Raw genomic sequence first — 16,757 nt, 5'->3', positions numbered from 1 at the left:
GCAAGCACCGCAGGGAGGGAGTGGCAACGACCGACTGAGGACCGCAGCGAGCGCATCGAGTCCTCGCGACTGGGGCTTTAGAGGTGTTCACCGCGTCGTCGAGCGCCTATAAACAGCTACCAGCAACACCACTCGATCAGTTATAAACGACCGCACTCGCGACCTGCGATACGCACTCCCGCCCTCACCCGTTGCCGTCCCCGTATTGATCACGACGATTCACAGTGTGTGATCGTCGGAGCAGTTCAACAGCCACCAATTCGGAATCTTCCTCGACCGGCTACTCCGAGCGCTCTCGCGCCCGGTAGTCCGGGAGGGTGTCGTCCTGCATCACCGCGCCGCGGCCGCCGTCGACGAGGAGGGCGGCGCCCGTGACGAAGGCGGCGTCCTCGCTCGCGAGGAAGGAAACGGCCCCGGCGACGTCGGCCGGCGTGCCGATCCGGCCGGTCGGGTGGATCGACTCGACCTCCTCGAACCGCCCCTCGGGGAGCTCGTCGCGCGTCCGCTCGATCTCGACCCAGCCCGGCACGACCGTGTTCACCCGGACCCGGGGGCCGAAGTCGACGGCGAGCGATCGCGTCATGCCGTTGATCCCCGCCTTCACCGCGTTGTATGGGAAGTGCGCGGGCATCGTCGCGTACGCGTGGTTTGACGAGACGTTCACGATCGCCCCCCGGTCCATGTGGTCGAGCGCCTCCCGCGCCGCGAGCCAGTACGCACGGAAGTCCGTCTCGACGACGAACGCCCAGTCGTCGAGCGTCGCCTCGTCAGCCGCGGTCTCGGTCTGGACGCCGGCGTTGTTTACGAGTACGTCGAGCGAGCCGTACTCTTCGACGGCCGCCTCGGCGAGCGCCGCCACGTCGTCCGGGTCGCGCATGTCGGCGCGGACGAACGTCACGTCGCCGGCGGGCGCGCGGTCGGCCGACTCATCCGGGGACAGGTCCGCGATCCGGTCGACGACGGCCTCACCGGCCTCGACGGTGCGGCCGCTGACGACGACGTTCGCGCCCTCGGCGGCCAGCCGCTCCGCGATTCCGGCACCGATGCCGCGCGTCGACCCCGTGACGATAGCGGTCTTCCCGGCGAAGCGTCGGGGCACCGCGTGGTCGGTCGGTGATTCGTGTCGGCGGGTCATCGCTCTCTCCCGCGTCGCCGCGTTTGTGTCAGCATCCGGATCACCACTCCGCCACGGAGCCGTCGTCGTGCCGCCAGACGGGGTTGTGCCAGTCAACGTTGCCGTGCTGTTCCCGGACGTGCTCCTCGTCGATCTCGATCCCGAGCCCGTCGCCGCCGGGGATGTCGACGAAGCCGTCGCGGTACTCGAACACCGCCGGGTCGGCGAGGTAGTCCAGCACGTCGCTCGTCTCGTTGTAGTGGATGTCGAGCGACTGCTCCTGGATCAGCGCATTCGGCGTGCAGGCGTCGACCTGAATGCAGGACGCGAGCGCGATGGGCCCGAGGGGGCAGTGCGGCGCAATCGACACGTCGTACGCCTCGGCCATGGACGCGATCTTCTTCATCTCGGTGATCCCCCCCGCGTGCGAGACGTCGGGTTGGATCAGGTCCACGGCGTCCGCCTCGAGCACCTCCTTGAAGTCCCACCGCGAGTACATCCGCTCGCCGGTCGCGATTGGGATCGTCGTCGACTGCCGGATCCCCGAGAGCGAGTCGTTGTGCTCGGGCAACACCGGCTCCTCGATGAACATCGGGTCGTAGGGCTCCAACGCGGCCGCGAGCCGCCGAACCATCGGCTTCGACACGCGTCCGTGGAAGTCGACCCCAATGTCGACATCGTCGCCGACGGACTCCCGGACGGCCGCGATCCGGTCGACCGCGTCGTTCACGGTGGCCGGGGTGTCGATCGGCCGCAGCTCCGCGGTCGCGTTCATCTTCAGCGCCGAGAACCCCGCGTCGACCTTCTCGCTGGCGGCCTCGCCGACGTCTGCCGGCCGGTCCCCGCCGATCCACTGGTAGACGCGGATACGGTTGCGCGCGCGGCCGCCGAGCAGCTCGTGGACTGGCGCGCCGAACTGCTTCCCCTTGAGGTCCCACAGCGCCTGGTCGACGCCGGCGATGGCGCTCATCAGCACGGGGCCCCCGCGGTAGAACCCCCCGCGATACATCGCCTGCCAGTGGTCCTCGATCCGCGTCGGGTCCTCGCCGAGCAGGTAGTTGTCGAGCAGCTCCTCAACGGCCGCGACGACCGTGTGCGAGCGCCCTTCCACGATCGGCTCTCCCCAGCCGACGGTACCGTCGCTCGTTGTGAGCTTCAAGAATAGCCAGCGAGGCGGTACTTCGAACAGCTCGTAGTCGGTGATGTACATGATCGCTTAGTTCTGTGTCGTTCCGACGACAGCGCTGTCGACGGAGTCCGTTTTGGTTTTCAGCGCGTCGCCGGTCTCGACGTCGAACAGGTACAGCGCCGCCTCGTCGAAGTCGAACGCGACCTGTGACCCCTCCGCCGGCCGGACCGTTGGGCTGACGCGGGCGGTGAGCTCGTGGCCGCCAATCTCCATGTAGAGGAAGTTCTCGTTCCCCATCGGCTCCACGACCGTCACGTCGGCCGCGTTCCGACCCGATTCGACGACCTCGATGTCCTCCGGCCTGACACCGACACTGACCCGTTCGTGTCCGTCGACCGGCTCCGAGTCGTCGAGCTCGTACGCGAACCCCCCGGGACCCGCAAGGGTACCGTCTTCCACGTCGGCCGTAAGGAGGTTGATGCTCGGCGATCCGATGAAGTCGGCGACAAACCGGTTCACAGGCGAGCGGTACACCTCCTCCGGCGACCCGACCTGCTGGAGTACACCGCCGTCCATCACGGCAATCCGATCGCCCATCGCCATCGCCTCCGTCTGGTCGTGGGTGACGTACACCGTCGTCACGTCAAGGTCGGCCTGTAGCTCCTGTAGCTCGGTCCGCATCTCTGAGCGGAGCTTGGCGTCGAGGTTGCTGAGCGGCTCGTCCATCAGGAACACAGACGGCTCTCGAACGATCGCCCGTCCAAGGGCCACGCGCTGCTGTTGCCCCCCGGAGAGTGCCTTCGGTTTCTCGTCGAGCAACTCGCGTATCCCGAGCATTTCGGCGACGTCCTCAACTTTCGCTTCGATCTCGTCGCCGGTCAGCTTCGTCGAGAGCTTCAGCCCGAAGCCGATGTTACCCCGGACGGTCATGTGCGGGTACAGCGCGTAGTTCTGGAACACCATGGCCACGTCCCGTTCGCTGGCCCGGTACTCCGTGACATCCTCGCCGTCGAACCGTATCGTCCCCGCCGTCGCGTCCTCAAGACCGGCGAGACAGCGGAGCGTCGTCGACTTCCCGCAGCCGGACGGCCCGACCAATACGAGGAACTCGCCGTGGTCGATATCGACGGAGAGGCTCTCCACGGCGACCACGTTCTCGGTTCCGGAGTCGTACACCTTGTCTAATTCCGTGATGTTGATTCCTGACATTGGTTACTCTTTGAGCGACCCCGCGAGGATGCCACTGACGAACTGTTTCTGTAGCACTAAGAACAACACGACCATCGGAACGATGGCAAGCGTCGCCGCCACCATGATCTGGTCGTAGTAAATCCGCTGGAACCCGGTCAGCTGCGCCAGTCCGATGGGGATGGTGTACATGTCTGCCGACTCGAGGATCACGAGCGGGTACAAGAACAGGTCCCACTGGAACAGGAACAGGATGATCGCCAGCGCGGCCAGCGACGACCGCATTGTCGGTAAGGCGATCCGATAGAATATCTGGAACTCCGTCGCGCCGTCCATCCGGGCGGATTCGAGCAGCGCGTCCGGGATCGATTTCATGTTCTGCCGCATGAGGAAGATTCCGATGGGGTTGGCCGCCCACGGGAGGATGATCGCCCGGAAGGTGTTTGTCCAGTCCAGCTGTGCCATCAGCAGGAACAGCGGGATGACGAGCAGCTGGATCGGCAACACGAGCGTCGCCAAGATCGTATAGAAGATCGGTTCCTTGTACTTGAACTCGTACTTGGCGAACGCGAAGCCACCCATCGAACACAACACGAGCGAGAGCAGCGTGTAGACGACGGCGATGAAGACGCTGTTCCGGATCGTACGGACGAAGTCGAGCCGCTCCTGTAGTGCCGCGAAGTTGTCGAGGAATGCGGTGCCGGGAATCAACCGCGGCGGGAACTGGAGGAACTGCTCCTGTGGGAGCGTCGCCGCCACCAGCATCCAGTACAGCGGTACCATCATCACCACAACCATCGTGATGACGAAGGCGTAGGTGAGGAACCGCCAGACCGCGTCCTTCCGGCGTTGATCGCGCATCAGTCCTCACCCCCGAGCTTGATCTGGATGATTGAGAAGATGCTAACGACCACCACGAACACGACCGTAAGCGCACTCGCATAGCCGAGGTTGAAGTTGACGAACGCCTGCCGGTAGATGTACTGGACGATCGTGATTGTCGCGTTCGTCGGGCCGCCGCCAGTGATGACGTACGGCTCGGCGAACAGCTTGAACGTCCCAATCGTCGACAACACGACGACGAATAGCAGCACCGGTTTAAGCTGCGGGAGCGTGACGTAGCGGAACTTCTCCCACCGGTTCGCTCCGTCGATCTCAGCCGCCTCGTACAGCTGCTGTGGGATCGTCTGGAGACCAGCGAGGAGGATAATCATATTGTACCCCGTCCACCGCCACGTCACCGCGGCGATGATCGTGTTCCGAGCCCAAAACTCACTGGTCAACCACGGTATCGGACCGAGCCCGACACCGGAGAGGACGTAGTTCAGGAATCCCAGCTGCTCGTTGAAAAGCAGCAGGAACACCGTCGAGTACGCGACGAGGTTCGCCGAGACCGGCAGCGCGATCGCGGTGCGGAACACTCCCTTGAGACGCATGAACGAGGCGTTCAGCGCGAGTGCGAGCGCAAGTGCAAGCCCAATCATAAGCGGGACCTGAACCGCGAGGATGTACGAGGTGTTGAACATCGACTGCCAGAACAGATCGTTGCCGAGCAGGCGGGCGTAGTTCCCGAGCCCGACGAAATTCAGCTGCGCGATCTGTGGAATCTCGACGTACAGCGGGCCGAGGTCGATCCAGAACAGCGATCCTTCGCCGACGCCCTGATACTCGAAGAACGACAGATACAGCGTGTAAAACACCGGGAAGGCGAGAAACAGCCCGAACAGTACGAAGAACGGTGCGATGAACAGGTACGCGACGCGCGGCAGCGCCGGCATCGCCGCCGTCAGATCCTGCCTGGCGAACCGCACTCTGTCCCATCCCGGTCGCGCCGCTCGTCTGAGCCGTCTCCCGACGCTCTGTATCCTCGCCCGGGCGCGTCGGCGGTACGTCTGCTCGACGCGGTCGTTTGTCTCGTCAGAAGTGGCCATTCGATCGGTCCCTCCGAGTTACGCGAGGTCCCGATCGGTGTTCTCGGCGACAGTCTCCGCGGCCGCCTGGACGGCTTCTTCGGGCGACTGCTCGCCGTTGATCATCCGCTGCAACTCGGTCTCGATGGCCTGTGACACCTCTGGCGTGTCCGCGGTAAACCGGTATCCGGGCGCGTCCTGTGCGACCTCAGCGAAGAGCGCTCGTGCGGGCTGACCGTCGTAGAAGTCCAGTTCCTCGTCGAAAACCGGGTCGTCGTAGGTGGTCTCCAGCGCCGGGAAGAGACCGTACTCGTCATACATCGCCAGCTGCATCTCCTTGGTCGCCAGCGAGAACTCCATGTAGTCCCACCCACGCGCATGGGCCTCGTCGGACACCTGGTCGGCGATCATAAGGTTGGACCCGCCCCAGTTCGACGCGCGCGGCCCGCCCGACTCCAGCGCGGGGATCTTGAACACTCCCCAGTCGCCCGCGGTGTCGGGAAGCTCGGCCCGCAGAGTCCCTTCCATCCACGCCGCCGAGGGGAGCGAGGCGATCGTCGCGTCGCCGTAGGCGCTGAACCAGGCGGACGTCCATCCTTCAATGTTGGCCGCGATATCGGCGTCATAGATCTCCTTTATATTGCGGGCCACACGGAGCGACTTCTCGTTGTGGATGTTCACCTCGCCGCTCTCGAGGAAGGGCTCGCCGGACAGCTGGCGGAACTGATACCGCCAGACGCCGGAGAGGTCCCCCTCAGGGAGGTTGAGCATATACTGGTCATCCGGGAGCTTCTGGCCCTCCTCGATGAACTCCTCCCACGTCTCGATGCTGTCCGGGTCGATATCGTGTTCGTCGTACACCGACCGGCGGTAATACACCGCCGTGGGACCGGTGTCCCACGGGAGCGCGTAGATGTCGCCGTCGACGGTGAGGGCCTCCCACTTCCCGGAGACGAAGTCGTCCTGAACGCCCGCTTCCTCGATCTCGTCGGTGAGCGGCGCGACGGAGCCCGTGTCGATGAACGACGGGCCGTCGACGGACTCCAACATGGAGACCGCCGGCGCGCCGGAGCCCGAGAGCAGGTTCGTCTGGAGTCGGTCCTTCATCGCGGACCGACCGAACTCCTCGACGGAAACCGTCGCGTCGTTCTCGGACTCGTACTCCTCAGAGGTTATCATCAGCGCTCGCGCGGCAACATCCCACCCCCACACGTTGATCTCCGACGCCATGCCGTTGCCGCCGTCGCTCTCGTCGCTGCCGTCGCTCCCGTCACTGCCGTCGCTCCCGTCGCCGCCGTCTCCCCCACTTCCTGGGTCGCCGGTTCCGATACACCCTGCGAGTCCCGCGAGCCCCGCGAGTCCCGCGCCTTTCATGAGTCTACGTCGCCCGTATTGGGCGTAGTTTGGTTTGTTAGTCATGATCGAACCTGACTATCAGTCTCTTGCGTTACAGCTATATAAAATTACTGGGCATTTGTCCTAAAAACGGCTCAGAACCGCTTCATTTGTGTTTTCACGAGGTGAACAGAGGCGATATATATGCGTTTTTTCGAATTTGTTCCGTCCGAACCCAATAGTGTGAGCATAATGTAATTAATTTATAGACTACAACCATAATATAATACTCTTATCGGTGACTGTGTTCTCCTATACTAAACAAGTGTTATACCGCTGTCTCTCATACCACTCTCAGAAACGATGGGAGATACGGACACCATCACTGTTCAGGCGACGGAGACGTCCATGCAGATCGTCGAGGAACTATACGACCGTGACGGCGCCGGAGTCACCGAGTTAGCCGACGCGATGGACGTCTCGAAAAGCGCGGTTCACAACCACCTCTCGACGCTCCGTACGCTCGGTTACGTGAAGAACACCAACGGGACCTACGAGCTCACCCATCGATTCCTGCGGATCGGGTTCGGGACGAGAGAACGCAATCCCGTCTATCAGGCGGCGCAAAGCGAGATACGAAAACTGGCGCGGAACACAAACGCGGTCGCGAACCTCGTGGTTCCGGAGAACGCGGACGCCGTCTATCTACATCGAATCGGCGCCCGAGACCACCCGATCTCGATCGGTGGGAGCGTCAAGCTCCATGCCGCCGCGGCCGGCAAGGCGATCCTCGCGTTCCGGTCGGCGGACGCGGTCGACGAGTACGTCGGCCGTCACGGCCTCGACCCGAAAACCGACCGGACAGTGACCGACCGGGCGACGCTCCGCTCCGAACTTCGGTCTATCAGGGACCGGAACATCGCGTTCGACCGCGGCGAACTCGACCCGGACTGGCAGTGCGCCGCCTCCCCCGTCGTCGTCGACGGCGACCCTGTGGGCGCGGTCAGCGTCTCCGGCCCGTCAGACGAGATGCAGGGGAAGCGGTTGGAGGAAGACACAGCCGGACTCGTCTCCAGCGCCGCGAAGACTATTGAACTCGAACTGTTGTGACGCGGCGCGACCGCGCTCAACACGGTTTAATTTAATACCCCTCCCCGAAAGATACTCGCCATGCGAACCGACCGACTCGACCGGATCACGGACAGCGGCGTGATCGCCATCCTCCGCGGCGTCGGCGTCGAAGAGGCCCCGGCGGTCGCCGACGCCGTCACCGACGGCGGCGTGACGGCCCTGGAGGTGACGGCGGACACGCCGGACGTGACGGCCGCGATCGAGGCGGTCGCCGAGCGCGTCGACGACGCCGCGGTCGGGGTCGGCACCGTCCTCGACGCGGAGACCGCCCGCGCGGCGCAGCTCGCCGGCGCCGAGTTCGTCGTGACGCCGACGGTGAACCGAGAGGTGATCCGGACCGCGAACCGGTACGGGACGCCGATCGCGGCCGGCGCGTACACGCCGACAGAGGCGATCGAGGCGTTCGAGGCCGGCGCGGACTTCGTGAAGGTGTTCCCGGCGAAGACCGGCGGTCCCGCCCACGTCGCGGCGCTCGGCGGGCCCCTCTCGCAGGTCCCGCTCGTCCCGACCGGCGGCGTGACGGCGGACGACGCCGGCGCGTACGTCGAGGCTGGCGCGGCGGCGGTCGGGGTCGGCGGCGCCATCGTCGATCACGACGCGATCGAGGCGGGGGCGTACGACCGGATCGCCGCGGACGCGCGGGCGGTGGTCGAGGCCGTGTCGGCCGCGCGGGAGTGAACCGGGTGGCTCCGACTCGACGAGGGGGGGGTTCCGACCCGACACGCACATATGCCGCCGCGAACGTCGTTCGGGTATGCGTAAGTCCGGACGGGTGTTCCTCGCCGGTGTCGCAGCGGCGGGCGTCGCGGTCGGACTGTTGCTGTTGGTCGGGGCGCCGACCTCGCTGGTCCCGACCGGCGCGCTCGGCGCGGCGATTCCCGTGGCGCTGACGTACGCCGTGATGACGGCGGCCGACGACGACGCTCAGTAGTCGCCGAGCACGCCGAGCCGCCGCGCTCGGCGCGTCGCCAGCTGGAAGACGAGGTATCCTCCGGCGAGGTAGCCCCCGGCGACCGCGACGAGCAGCGCCAGGTCGGCGGGCGGGAACTCCCACAGTCGGGTCCCGTCGACCATCGCGCGCTGGAGCATCGCGCTGCCGTGCGCCAAGGGGAGGACGCGCGTCCACGGGAGATCGAAGACGGGCGCCGAGATCAGCCCGACGAACCCGAACTGGAGGAGGTTGAGCCAGTTGCCGATCCGCTTGTACAGCACCGTCACGCCGCCCGCGGCGAAGCCGAGCCCGAGGACCGAGACGATCGACAGCCCGGCGACGGCGACCACCGTCACCGGCGCGAGGCTGAGCCGCGTCCCGGTCGCGAGGAGCATCACGGCGAGGATCACCGCGCTCGTGAGGAAGGTGCGCACCACCTTCGCGACCCCCTTCAGCAGGGCGACGGGCGCGAAGCCGAACGGCGTGGTGATGTGGCGTTCGAGGGTCCCCCACTGCACTTCGCTGCCGATGTCGTTCGACACCGAGGAGTACGCGCCCACCGACAGCGTCCACAGGAAGTAGCCGACGACGATCCCCTCGATCGAGTCCGCCAGCGCCTGTCCGGCGAGCAGCTGCCCGCCGAGGAACAGCGCGGCGAAGAAGAACAGCGACACCACGATCCCGCCGATCGCGTTGGCCGGGTACCGCACGAAGATCAGGAACTCCCGATAGAGGACCGCCCGCGCCAAGTGGTAGTAGGTGGCCGGCCGGGGCTCGTCGTCCGGCCGCACTCCGTCGCCGGGTTCGGCCGCGGCCGCGCCACCCAGATCCTCCGGCGGGCTCGTGTCCGCGCTCATCGCCGGTCACCCCCGGACGGGGCACCGAGGTCGCTCCCCGTGCGTTCGAGGAACACCTCTTCGAGGTCGGGCTGGACCGTGCGGATGTCCGAGACGGTGACGCCGGCCGCCCGCAGCGCGTCGGTCAGGTCGTACAGCCGGTCGCCGCCGGCCGCGACCGTCACCGCGGGCGGGCGCGCCTCGCGGTCAACGTCGAGGACCTCGAACGCCTCGCGGAGGCCCGCGACCGCCTCGGCGTCGAGGTCCGGGCTGGCCACGCGCACCGCGTCGCTCGCGGCCGCGCCGAGCAGCGCCTCCACGCTGTCGTCCGCCACGATCCGCCCGTTCGACAGCATGACGACGCGGTCGCACACCGCCTCGATCGTCGTCATGTCGTGGCTGCTGACGACGATGGTGAGCCCCTCCTCGACCGCCAGCCGGCGTAACTCGGCCCGGAGCGTCCGCGCGCTCTCCACGTCGAGCCCGAGCGTCGGCTCGTCGAGGAAGACCAGCTCCGCGCCGCCCGCCAGCACGCTCGCCAGCGACACCTTCTGTTTCATGCCGCGCGAGAGGTCCCGAACGGGCGTGTCCGCCTTGTCGGCCAGGTCGAGCCGGTCGAGCAGGCGGTCGTGACGCGCCGCCACGGAGTCGGGGTCGACTCCGCTGATCGTCGCGAAGTACCGGAGGTTCTCCCGGACCGTGAGCCGCCAGTAGTCGTTGCGCGCGCCCTCCAACATCGCGTCCACGTCGGCGTAGGCCGCGCGGCGGCCGTCGCCCACGTCGTTGCCGAACACCCGGATCGACCCCGCGTCGGGGACGACGATGCCCAGCGCGCACTTGATCAGCGTCGTCTTACCCGCGCCGTTCGGTCCGAGCAGCCCGACGACGGAGCCGCGCTCGACCGCGAGACTCACGTCGTCGACCGCCGTCACCGCGTCGTCGCCGTCGCCGAACCGCTTCGTGAGCCGCTCGACCGAGAGGGCGGGCGGGCCGGTCAGCCCGTCCGTCGACGCGTCGTCGTCCGCGCTCCGGGTCTCGTCGCGCTTGCGGGGACCATCGCTCGCGCTCGCCGCGCTCCGTGCCATTGATCCGGGGTACGAGCCGAGCGGGGATATATCCGCGCTCGCGCCCCAACGCGGACATGGACCTCGACCAGTTCGCGGCGGACGCCCCCGACGACGACGCGCCCGGCGACGCCCGCGTCTGCGTCGTCGCGACCCAGCCGGACACCTTCGAGCGCTGTCGCGCCGGCTTCTACCCCGCGCCGCGCTCGTACGACCGCACCCGCGCCGACTTCGCGTACATGGCCTTCTACCGGACCGAACCGGTGTCGGCGGTCACGCACTACGCCCGCGTCACGGCCCGCACCGAGCAGACCCGCGGTGAGCCCGGCCCGATGGACGAGGCCGACTGGAAGGCGCTCATCGACCCGTTTTCGGAGGAGCGCGTGGTCGTCGTCTTCGAGTTCGACGACCTCGTGCCGCTGGAGCGCCCGGTCGAGAACGACCTGAACGGCGTGCGCGGCGCGTGGTACTGCGCGGTCGACGACCTCCGCGAGGCCGGGACGCTGTCGGCGCTGCGCGAGCGGGCGGAGACCTGACCAGCCGGTCGTGATCACCGGCTCTACTGAGATACGCCGCGACGGCCGGGCGGACCCGCGAGACGGCACCTGAGCAGACCGAATTTTATTATCGACGAGACTCAGGGCGTTCACGATGCGGTACGGTGCCCTCCTCGCCCTCTGCGTGGTACTCGCGGGATGCGGCGGGTCGCTCGGACTCGGGTCGGCGCCGGCAGACGACGTCTGCCGCGGGGCCACGGGGGCCGAGACTCCCGAGTCGGTAGCCAGCACTGCGCCTCCCGACGCCTCCCGGGTCGAGGTCCGAGGTGACGGAGACAGGCTCCCGGTGAACGCCACCGTGGTCTGGCTGCGCGTGCTCGACCTCCACGGACTGTCGCCCGCGGAGGTTCCCGCCCCTGTTGTCAGGGTCGCTCCGGCCAGCGAGCAGACCTTCTCGCAGACCGATCTGGACGGGAACATGGACCGCTTCGGCAACCTAATCGGGTTAAACGAGAACCAGAGTCGAGACGTGACGCTGACCAGCCCCGACGGCTACGTCGCTCCCCCGGATTTCACCGACGGTAATTACTCGAGAGTGAACGTGGGGATCGGCGGGGACGACCCCGTCGCTGACGTCGAGGCCACGCTCGCCCACGAGTACGTACACGTCGTCCAGATCGAGACCGATTTCTGTTTGACCGACGAGGAACTGACACAGGTTCAGGCGAACGTCTCACCGGGGATGTTCGCCGCCGTCCGCGAGGGGGCCGCAGAGTACGTCGCCGATGTCTACGCCGAGCGCTACCTGGAGGGGATCGATCTCAGGGCCGAGCGCCGGGCGGCCTACGAGCGGGCCAGACCGAACGCCTGGAAGCTGTCCAGGGCCGGCTACTATTACGGCTATCGCCACGTCGCGGCCCGCGCCGAGTCGCCGCGACAGCTGCCGGCCGTGTACGAGACGCCCCCGGAGACGACGGAGCAGCTCGTTCACGGGCTGCGACCCGACGAAGCGCCGCCGGTTCCCCTGTCAGTCCGAGCCGGAGGGAAGTGGCAATCCCGCGGGACCGTCGGCGAGCTCCGCCTCCAGGTCGCGCTGACGGAGGGGGTGGCAGAATCGCGCGCTGCCGAGGCCGCGGCGGGGTGGGGCAACGACACGCTCCTGCGACGCGGTGACGACTACGTCTGGATCGTGCGGATGGACGACGCCGCGAACGCCTCCGATCTCGAAACGGCGCTGGAGTCCCACGTCGACGGGCTCGCGGCCGCCACCGATCCGATCGGCCGACCGTCGGACATCGCATACCGGGTCGTGCGGGTGGACGAGGAGACGCTGGGGCTCGTCGTCGGTGAGTCAACGACCGTCGAGAGCCTCCGTATTTCGGCTGAGGGCGAGGCGGTAAACGTCTCCACCGAGGCCGCGTAGCCGCCGGCCTCGGCGGCGGTTCGGTTTCGAGCGCGCTCCTCGACCGTGCGTCGCCTCAGTTCGTATCGAGGGTCGGGTCGAAGAGCGTCTCGACCCGACAGTCGAAGTGTGCGGCGAGTTTGAACGCCAGTTCGAGCGAGGGGTCGTACCGCTCGCGCTCGATCGCGTTGATCGTCTGGCGGGACACGTCGACGGCGTCCGCGAGGTCGGCCTGGCTGAGACCGCGTTCCTCTCGGCGCTCCCTGACGCTGTTTTTCATCTGTATCGTAACCAGCCGTAGGTGAGCGCGAACAGTCCCGACTGGACCGCGATCGCCAGTAGCGCCCCGTCGAACGCCGGCGGCGGCGTGTACACGTCGATCTCCGAGAGGACCACCATCGTCGGCCAGAGCAGGATCATCCCCAAGGTGAAGACGGTCGCAGCGAGGGCTATCGCCCGGCGTTCGAGCGCGCGGTCGCGCTCGTCGAACAGGGGGACTGAGGTCCCCTGCCAGACCGACAGAAAGCCAGCGAACCCCGCCCAGTACAGCGCGACTCCCACGACGGGGTACCCGACAGACTCGGCGGAAATAAACCCGAGGGTCCCGGCGAGGACGCTACCGCCCATCAGCCGGCGGTACCGGCGGATCCGGGCCTGTCTGGACGAGCCGCTCACGGCAGGAACCTCCGGACGCTCCAGTACAGGCCCTGTGCGGCGTCTCGGAGGGCCCCGGTCGGCGACAGCCCCGCGTCGGGGTCCGCGGCGGGCTCGAACTCGGTCCGGAGAGCGGACGCCGTGACGCGGCACACCGCTCCCGTGTGGACCCGACGACCATCGGCGTCGCCGACCCGGAGGAGCGTCGCGCCGTCGGTGGCCCCGACGACGCGATAGACGCCGGGGTCGTGATCGCCGTCAGTGGGGCGGTAGTGTGCGCCGACGTCCACGGTCAGCACCCCTGTGACGCCACGGTCCCGTCGTGATCGACCAGCTGTGAGAGGAGGGCCGGCAGCGCGATCCAGCACGCGGCCGAGACGGCGAACGCGACCACGAGGCCGTCGATCGGCCCGACGGCGAGCCGGTCTTCGAAGTGGACGAGAGGGGTGATGGCGACGCCGCCCACGAGCAGCTGGAGGTACCAGGGCAGCGCCTCCAGCGTCGCGTGGTCGCCGAGCCGCCGTTCGATGGCGAATCCGGCCGCGAGTACAGCCACGAACACGGCGATACTCGCGAGGAGTGCGGTGGCCATCAGCGCTCACCCCCGTCAACGGCGGTGGTTCCCTGTCGATGCGTTCGAGAGCGGAGAGCGTCGTTCATTGGTGGTTTCCGGTAAATCGGCGGCGTCGTAAAGCGCGCTTTACAGTAAAGCGTACTTTACACCTCAGTATTAAATGTGTTGGTCAGTCGGAACGAGCCGGAGAAAGAGGTCCTAAGCAGTCGATGGTCTCGACGAAACCGCCGTTCGGAGGGGCGGCACGCGCTCGCCGTTCCGCTCCGCTGACGACACCGCTCCGTGCTCAGCGAGCGGTCCCCGTCTGTCTCTGAGAACGGTGGCGGGGCGAGAACGCCGGACCGCAGTCGCCGTTATCCGCCGTCGGCGCGCACCGAAGGCGTCGCGGCCGCGTCGACGCGCGCGATCCGGTCGTGCGCAGCGGGCGGCGTCGCGGCGTGCTCGGGGTGGAGACACGCGAACAGCGCCTCCAGCGAGTCGACGAGCCGGTGGCTCGGGCGGTTGAACAGCCCGTTGCCGTCGACAGCGTAAGCGCGGTCGCGGCGGACCGCTGCGAGGTCGTCGAAGCCGGGCCGCGCCGCGAGGTCGCCGACCGCGTCGACGGCCCGGTCGCGGTCGAAGCCGCAGGGCGCGACGACGAGGGCCTCGGGGTCGACCTCGCGCACGTCGTCCCACGCCACCGGTTCCGAGGGGCCGTCCGGCTGGAACGCGGGGTCGCCGCCCGCGAGTTCGACCATATCGCGAACCCAGTGGCCCGCGCGGATCGGCGGCTCGGTCCAGTCGAGGACGGCGACTCGGGGGCGGCCCTCGTCGGCGACCGCGCGCTCGGCGCGCTCGCGGACCGCGTCGACGCGATCGCGGAGGTCGCCCCGGAGCGCGCTCGCGGCGTCGGTCGCGTCGACCGCCTCGCCGATCCGCACCACGTCGTCGAGCGCGTCGGCGAAGGAGTGCGGGTCGCACGCGAGCACGTCGGGCGCGGGGTCGAGCCGCTCGGCGGCCGCGCGGACCTCGCTCGCGTCGACCGCGCAGACGTCGCAGGTCGCCTGCGTGACCAGCAGGTCGGGGTCGAGGGCCGCGAGCCGCTCCTCGTCGAGGTCGTAGACCGCGCCGTCGACCGCGCGCATCTGTTCGTCGATGTCGGCGGCCGAGCGGTCCGCGTGGTCGACGACCGTGCTCGTCAGCGTCGGTAACTCGCGGGCGGCGGGCGGGTGGTCACAGCTGTGAGAGACGCCGACCGGCTCGACACCGAGCGCGAACAGCGTCTCCGTGGCGGAAGGCAGCAGTGAGGCGACGCGCATGCCCGAAAGAACGCGCTCGACGGGCAAAAGCGAGGGGGCCGGCCCGCGCTACTGGGCGGGGAGCCACGCGAGGAGGGGCCGCGAGACGACGTAGCCGGCGTACAGCAGCGTCGCGACCGCCAGGGCGGCTGACGCCGTTGGAACCACCGCGCCGTCGGGGCGTCGAGCGTGTTTAGCAGCGTACGGCGAGCAGGGTACTCAGGAGGACGAACCGCGCGTCGCGCCGGTCCGTGCCCGGCCGTGGAACGGAGCTGGTGAAATGGTCGGTGGTTTCGCGGCCGACGCGACGCCTACTCCGTGACGGCCTCAGCGGTCGCCGTCGCGTACGCGGCCGCGAGATCGCCGTTCGGCAGGGCGTCGAGCGCGGCCCCGCAGCCCCACCGGACGCGGTCGCGACGCTCGCCGGCCGGGAGCTTGTTCGTCGCTACCGTCTCGGCCGTGTCGAGGGCGGCCCGCGCAGTCGGCTCGTCGCCCTCGGCCGCCGCGGTCGACGCCGCGACGAGCAGCTGTTCGAGGCTCGCTCGCACGTCGTGAGGGACCTCGTCGGCGTCGGTCACGAGTTTGCTTCCCTGTCGGGTGTCTCGCCGAGCGTCGCGAGCGCGAACTCGGTACTGCTGCCGAGCGGGTCGGTCGCGGTCGGCGTCTCGACCTCGGTGAACCCCGCGGCGCGGAGCTGGTCGAGCGTGCGCTCGCGGCCAGGTGCGGAGAAGAACATCTCGCCGCCCATCCAGCCGCGCCGGACCGTCTCGAAGCGGCCGCCCGGCAGCGTCGTGAGGAGTCGCCCGCCGGGACGGAGGACGCGGGCGAACTCCGCGTACACCTCGGGGTGGCGCTCCCGCTCGACGTGAAACACCGCGTGGTACGCCGTGACCGCGTCGAAGCGGTCGGCCGCGAACGGGAGCGCCGACATCTCGCCGTGGACGAGCCGGGCCTCGGGGACGGTCTCTCGGGCGAGGTCGAGCCCCCGGCGAGAGATGTCGATCCCGACGCTGCCCGGCGGGAGGTTCGCGAGCGTGCGCGCGCCGTCGCCGCAGCCGACGTCGAGGACGAGCGGGTCGCCGTCGCCGACCGCGGGGTCACTTGCCAGCGCGTCGAGCAGGTCGTCGATCAGCGCCGCGTCCGAGCCGTCGGGGTCGCGGCGGGCGGCGTACGTCTCGGCGACCTCGTCCCACGCGCGGCGCACCGCGTTGCGGTCCATACCGACGTGACGGGCGCGAGCGGCTTGATTTCGTCGGCGGTCGGGGCACGCTGGCGTCGGCGGTCGGGGCACGCTGGCGTCGGCGGTCGGGGCACGCCGGCGCCGCCGCTCGGCGTTCCGGGCGCGCGAAAAGATTGTCGGGGTTCGAGGCGGGGTCGTGCCCGACCGCGTCAGTCGTCGGCCGGGGCGCGCGGCTCCGCCGGGGGCTCGGGCTCCTCCGTCTCACCCGCCGGCTCGTCGACCGCGTCGGCGTCGGGGATCGCGTCGGGTTCCTCGTCCGCCTCCTCGGATCGGTGGCGTGCCCGGACCTCCTCCCAGGTCATCGCCTCGTCGTAATGGTGGCACATGGCAACTATTGACAAGGCCTGTTCGCTCATAAGCGTTACGTCGGTTAAGCGGGGTGAGAGCCCGCAAAGCGCGGTGTCGACGGGACGGACAGATCGGCCCGGGCGCCGAACTGACGGTCGCGGACGCCGGGCCGATCGGTGGGGGCGTC

The 16,757-nt window shown here is 68.2% G+C and carries 21 protein-coding genes; 5 read left to right on the top strand and 16 right to left on the bottom strand.

Going from position 1 to position 16,757, the window contains the following annotated elements:
- Positions 1 to 280 precede the first annotated feature (280 nt).
- Genes EXE51_RS02960 through EXE51_RS02935 form a run of 6 tightly spaced genes read right to left on the bottom strand, consistent with a single transcriptional unit; the run spans position 281 to position 6,715 of the window.
- Complete coding sequence (locus EXE51_RS02960) at positions 281 to 1,135, bottom strand: SDR family NAD(P)-dependent oxidoreductase (protein WP_094494349.1); 855 nt, start codon at positions 1,133 to 1,135, stop codon at positions 281 to 283.
- A 40-nt stretch (positions 1,136 to 1,175) separates the two neighbouring features.
- Positions 1,176 to 2,324 (bottom strand): galactonate dehydratase, encoded by a 1,149-nt coding sequence (gene dgoD, locus EXE51_RS02955; RefSeq protein ID WP_049931892.1) that lies wholly within the window; start codon positions 2,322 to 2,324, stop codon positions 1,176 to 1,178.
- Positions 2,325 to 2,330: 6 nt separating this feature from the next.
- Positions 2,331 to 3,452, bottom strand: a complete 1,122-nt coding sequence (locus tag EXE51_RS02950) for an ABC transporter ATP-binding protein (RefSeq protein ID WP_086215462.1) — start codon at positions 3,450 to 3,452, stop codon at positions 2,331 to 2,333.
- A gap of 3 nt (positions 3,453 to 3,455) precedes the next feature.
- Positions 3,456 to 4,292, bottom strand: a complete 837-nt coding sequence (locus tag EXE51_RS02945) for a carbohydrate ABC transporter permease (RefSeq protein WP_049931890.1) — start codon at positions 4,290 to 4,292, stop codon at positions 3,456 to 3,458.
- Positions 4,292 to 5,362: a carbohydrate ABC transporter permease gene (locus EXE51_RS02940; protein ID WP_049931889.1), complete on the bottom strand. Its 1,071-nt coding sequence runs from the start codon at positions 5,360 to 5,362 to the stop codon at positions 4,292 to 4,294. Before EXE51_RS02940 ends, EXE51_RS02945 begins: the two co-directional genes overlap by 1 nt.
- Before the next feature lie 18 nt (positions 5,363 to 5,380).
- Positions 5,381 to 6,715 carry an extracellular solute-binding protein gene (locus EXE51_RS02935; protein ID WP_094494348.1) on the bottom strand — a complete coding sequence of 445 codons (1,335 nt, stop codon included), beginning with the start codon at positions 6,713 to 6,715 and terminating at the stop codon, positions 5,381 to 5,383.
- 324 nt (positions 6,716 to 7,039) lie between these two features.
- On the opposite strand from EXE51_RS02935, the gene EXE51_RS02930 reads away from it, so the two are divergent.
- The 3 genes from EXE51_RS02930 to EXE51_RS17465 all read left to right on the top strand — a co-directional run bounded on the left by EXE51_RS02930 (position 7,040) and on the right by EXE51_RS17465 (position 8,738).
- A complete protein-coding gene (locus EXE51_RS02930) occupies positions 7,040 to 7,786 on the top strand; it encodes an IclR family transcriptional regulator (protein ID WP_049931886.1) in 747 nt (248 codons plus the stop codon).
- 60 nt (positions 7,787 to 7,846) lie between these two features.
- On the top strand, positions 7,847 to 8,485 hold the full coding sequence (locus EXE51_RS02925) for a bifunctional 4-hydroxy-2-oxoglutarate aldolase/2-dehydro-3-deoxy-phosphogluconate aldolase (RefSeq protein ID WP_049931885.1): 639 nt from the start codon (positions 7,847 to 7,849) through the stop codon (positions 8,483 to 8,485).
- A 76-nt stretch (positions 8,486 to 8,561) separates the two neighbouring features.
- On the top strand, positions 8,562 to 8,738 hold the full coding sequence (locus EXE51_RS17465) for a hypothetical protein (RefSeq protein WP_155120039.1): 177 nt from the start codon (positions 8,562 to 8,564) through the stop codon (positions 8,736 to 8,738).
- Here EXE51_RS17465 and EXE51_RS02920 read toward each other — a convergent pair.
- On the bottom strand, positions 8,732 to 9,595 hold the full coding sequence (locus EXE51_RS02920) for an ABC transporter permease (protein ID WP_094592878.1): 864 nt from the start codon (positions 9,593 to 9,595) through the stop codon (positions 8,732 to 8,734). The genes EXE51_RS17465 and EXE51_RS02920 overlap by 7 nt on opposite strands.
- Positions 9,592 to 10,659 carry an ABC transporter ATP-binding protein gene (locus tag EXE51_RS02915; RefSeq protein WP_049931881.1) on the bottom strand — a complete coding sequence of 356 codons (1,068 nt, stop codon included), beginning with the start codon at positions 10,657 to 10,659 and terminating at the stop codon, positions 9,592 to 9,594. Before EXE51_RS02915 ends, EXE51_RS02920 begins: the two co-directional genes overlap by 4 nt.
- A 56-nt stretch (positions 10,660 to 10,715) precedes the next feature.
- Between EXE51_RS02915 and EXE51_RS02910 the strand changes: the two genes are divergently transcribed.
- Together EXE51_RS02910 and EXE51_RS02905 are read left to right on the top strand one after the other, a co-directional pair.
- Positions 10,716 to 11,174: a hypothetical protein gene (locus EXE51_RS02910; protein ID WP_049931879.1), complete on the top strand. Its 459-nt coding sequence runs from the start codon at positions 10,716 to 10,718 to the stop codon at positions 11,172 to 11,174.
- 115 nt (positions 11,175 to 11,289) lie between these two features.
- Positions 11,290 to 12,558 carry a hypothetical protein gene (locus tag EXE51_RS02905; RefSeq protein WP_137691997.1) on the top strand — a complete coding sequence of 423 codons (1,269 nt, stop codon included), beginning with the start codon at positions 11,290 to 11,292 and terminating at the stop codon, positions 12,556 to 12,558.
- A gap of 55 nt (positions 12,559 to 12,613) precedes the next feature.
- On the opposite strand, the gene EXE51_RS02900 is transcribed toward EXE51_RS02905, so the two are convergent.
- The 8 genes from EXE51_RS02900 to EXE51_RS17665 form a co-directional block, all read right to left on the bottom strand.
- Complete coding sequence (locus EXE51_RS02900) at positions 12,614 to 12,817, bottom strand: helix-turn-helix transcriptional regulator (RefSeq protein WP_049931877.1); 204 nt, start codon at positions 12,815 to 12,817, stop codon at positions 12,614 to 12,616.
- Complete coding sequence (locus EXE51_RS02895; protein ID WP_137691996.1) at positions 12,814 to 13,212, bottom strand: hypothetical protein; 399 nt, start codon at positions 13,210 to 13,212, stop codon at positions 12,814 to 12,816. The genes EXE51_RS02900 and EXE51_RS02895 overlap by 4 nt, the downstream gene beginning before the upstream one ends.
- Complete coding sequence (locus tag EXE51_RS02890; RefSeq protein WP_199234019.1) at positions 13,209 to 13,481, bottom strand: hypothetical protein; 273 nt, start codon at positions 13,479 to 13,481, stop codon at positions 13,209 to 13,211. The genes EXE51_RS02895 and EXE51_RS02890 overlap by 4 nt, the downstream gene beginning before the upstream one ends.
- 2 nt (positions 13,482 to 13,483) lie before the next feature.
- Positions 13,484 to 13,783, bottom strand: coding sequence for a hypothetical protein (locus EXE51_RS02885; protein ID WP_089308862.1), 300 nt, complete (start codon positions 13,781 to 13,783; stop codon positions 13,484 to 13,486).
- 335 nt (positions 13,784 to 14,118) lie between these two features.
- Entirely contained in the window at positions 14,119 to 15,063 is a 945-nt protein-coding gene (locus EXE51_RS02880) for an ABC transporter substrate-binding protein (RefSeq protein WP_137691995.1), read from the bottom strand.
- Between the two features lie 290 nt (positions 15,064 to 15,353).
- Positions 15,354 to 15,620, bottom strand: coding sequence for a hypothetical protein (locus tag EXE51_RS02875; RefSeq protein WP_089308860.1), 267 nt, complete (start codon positions 15,618 to 15,620; stop codon positions 15,354 to 15,356).
- Complete coding sequence (locus tag EXE51_RS02870) at positions 15,617 to 16,261, bottom strand: class I SAM-dependent methyltransferase (protein ID WP_094494342.1); 645 nt, start codon at positions 16,259 to 16,261, stop codon at positions 15,617 to 15,619. The genes EXE51_RS02875 and EXE51_RS02870 overlap by 4 nt, the downstream gene beginning before the upstream one ends.
- A gap of 170 nt (positions 16,262 to 16,431) precedes the next feature.
- The gene (locus EXE51_RS17665) at positions 16,432 to 16,608 is read right to left on the bottom strand and encodes a hypothetical protein (protein WP_167373103.1); all 177 of its coding nucleotides are present in this window, start codon (positions 16,606 to 16,608) and stop codon (positions 16,432 to 16,434) included.
- Positions 16,609 to 16,757 lie beyond the last annotated feature (149 nt).

Origin of the sequence: Halorubrum sp. CGM5_25_10-8B (assembly GCF_005435095.1) — an archaeon.
GTDB classification, from domain to species: domain Archaea; phylum Halobacteriota; class Halobacteria; order Halobacteriales; family Haloferacaceae; genus Halorubrum; species Halorubrum ezzemoulense.
The sequence above is the reverse complement of the archived record's forward strand: the minus strand, read 5'-3'. Positions and strand labels throughout refer to the sequence as shown.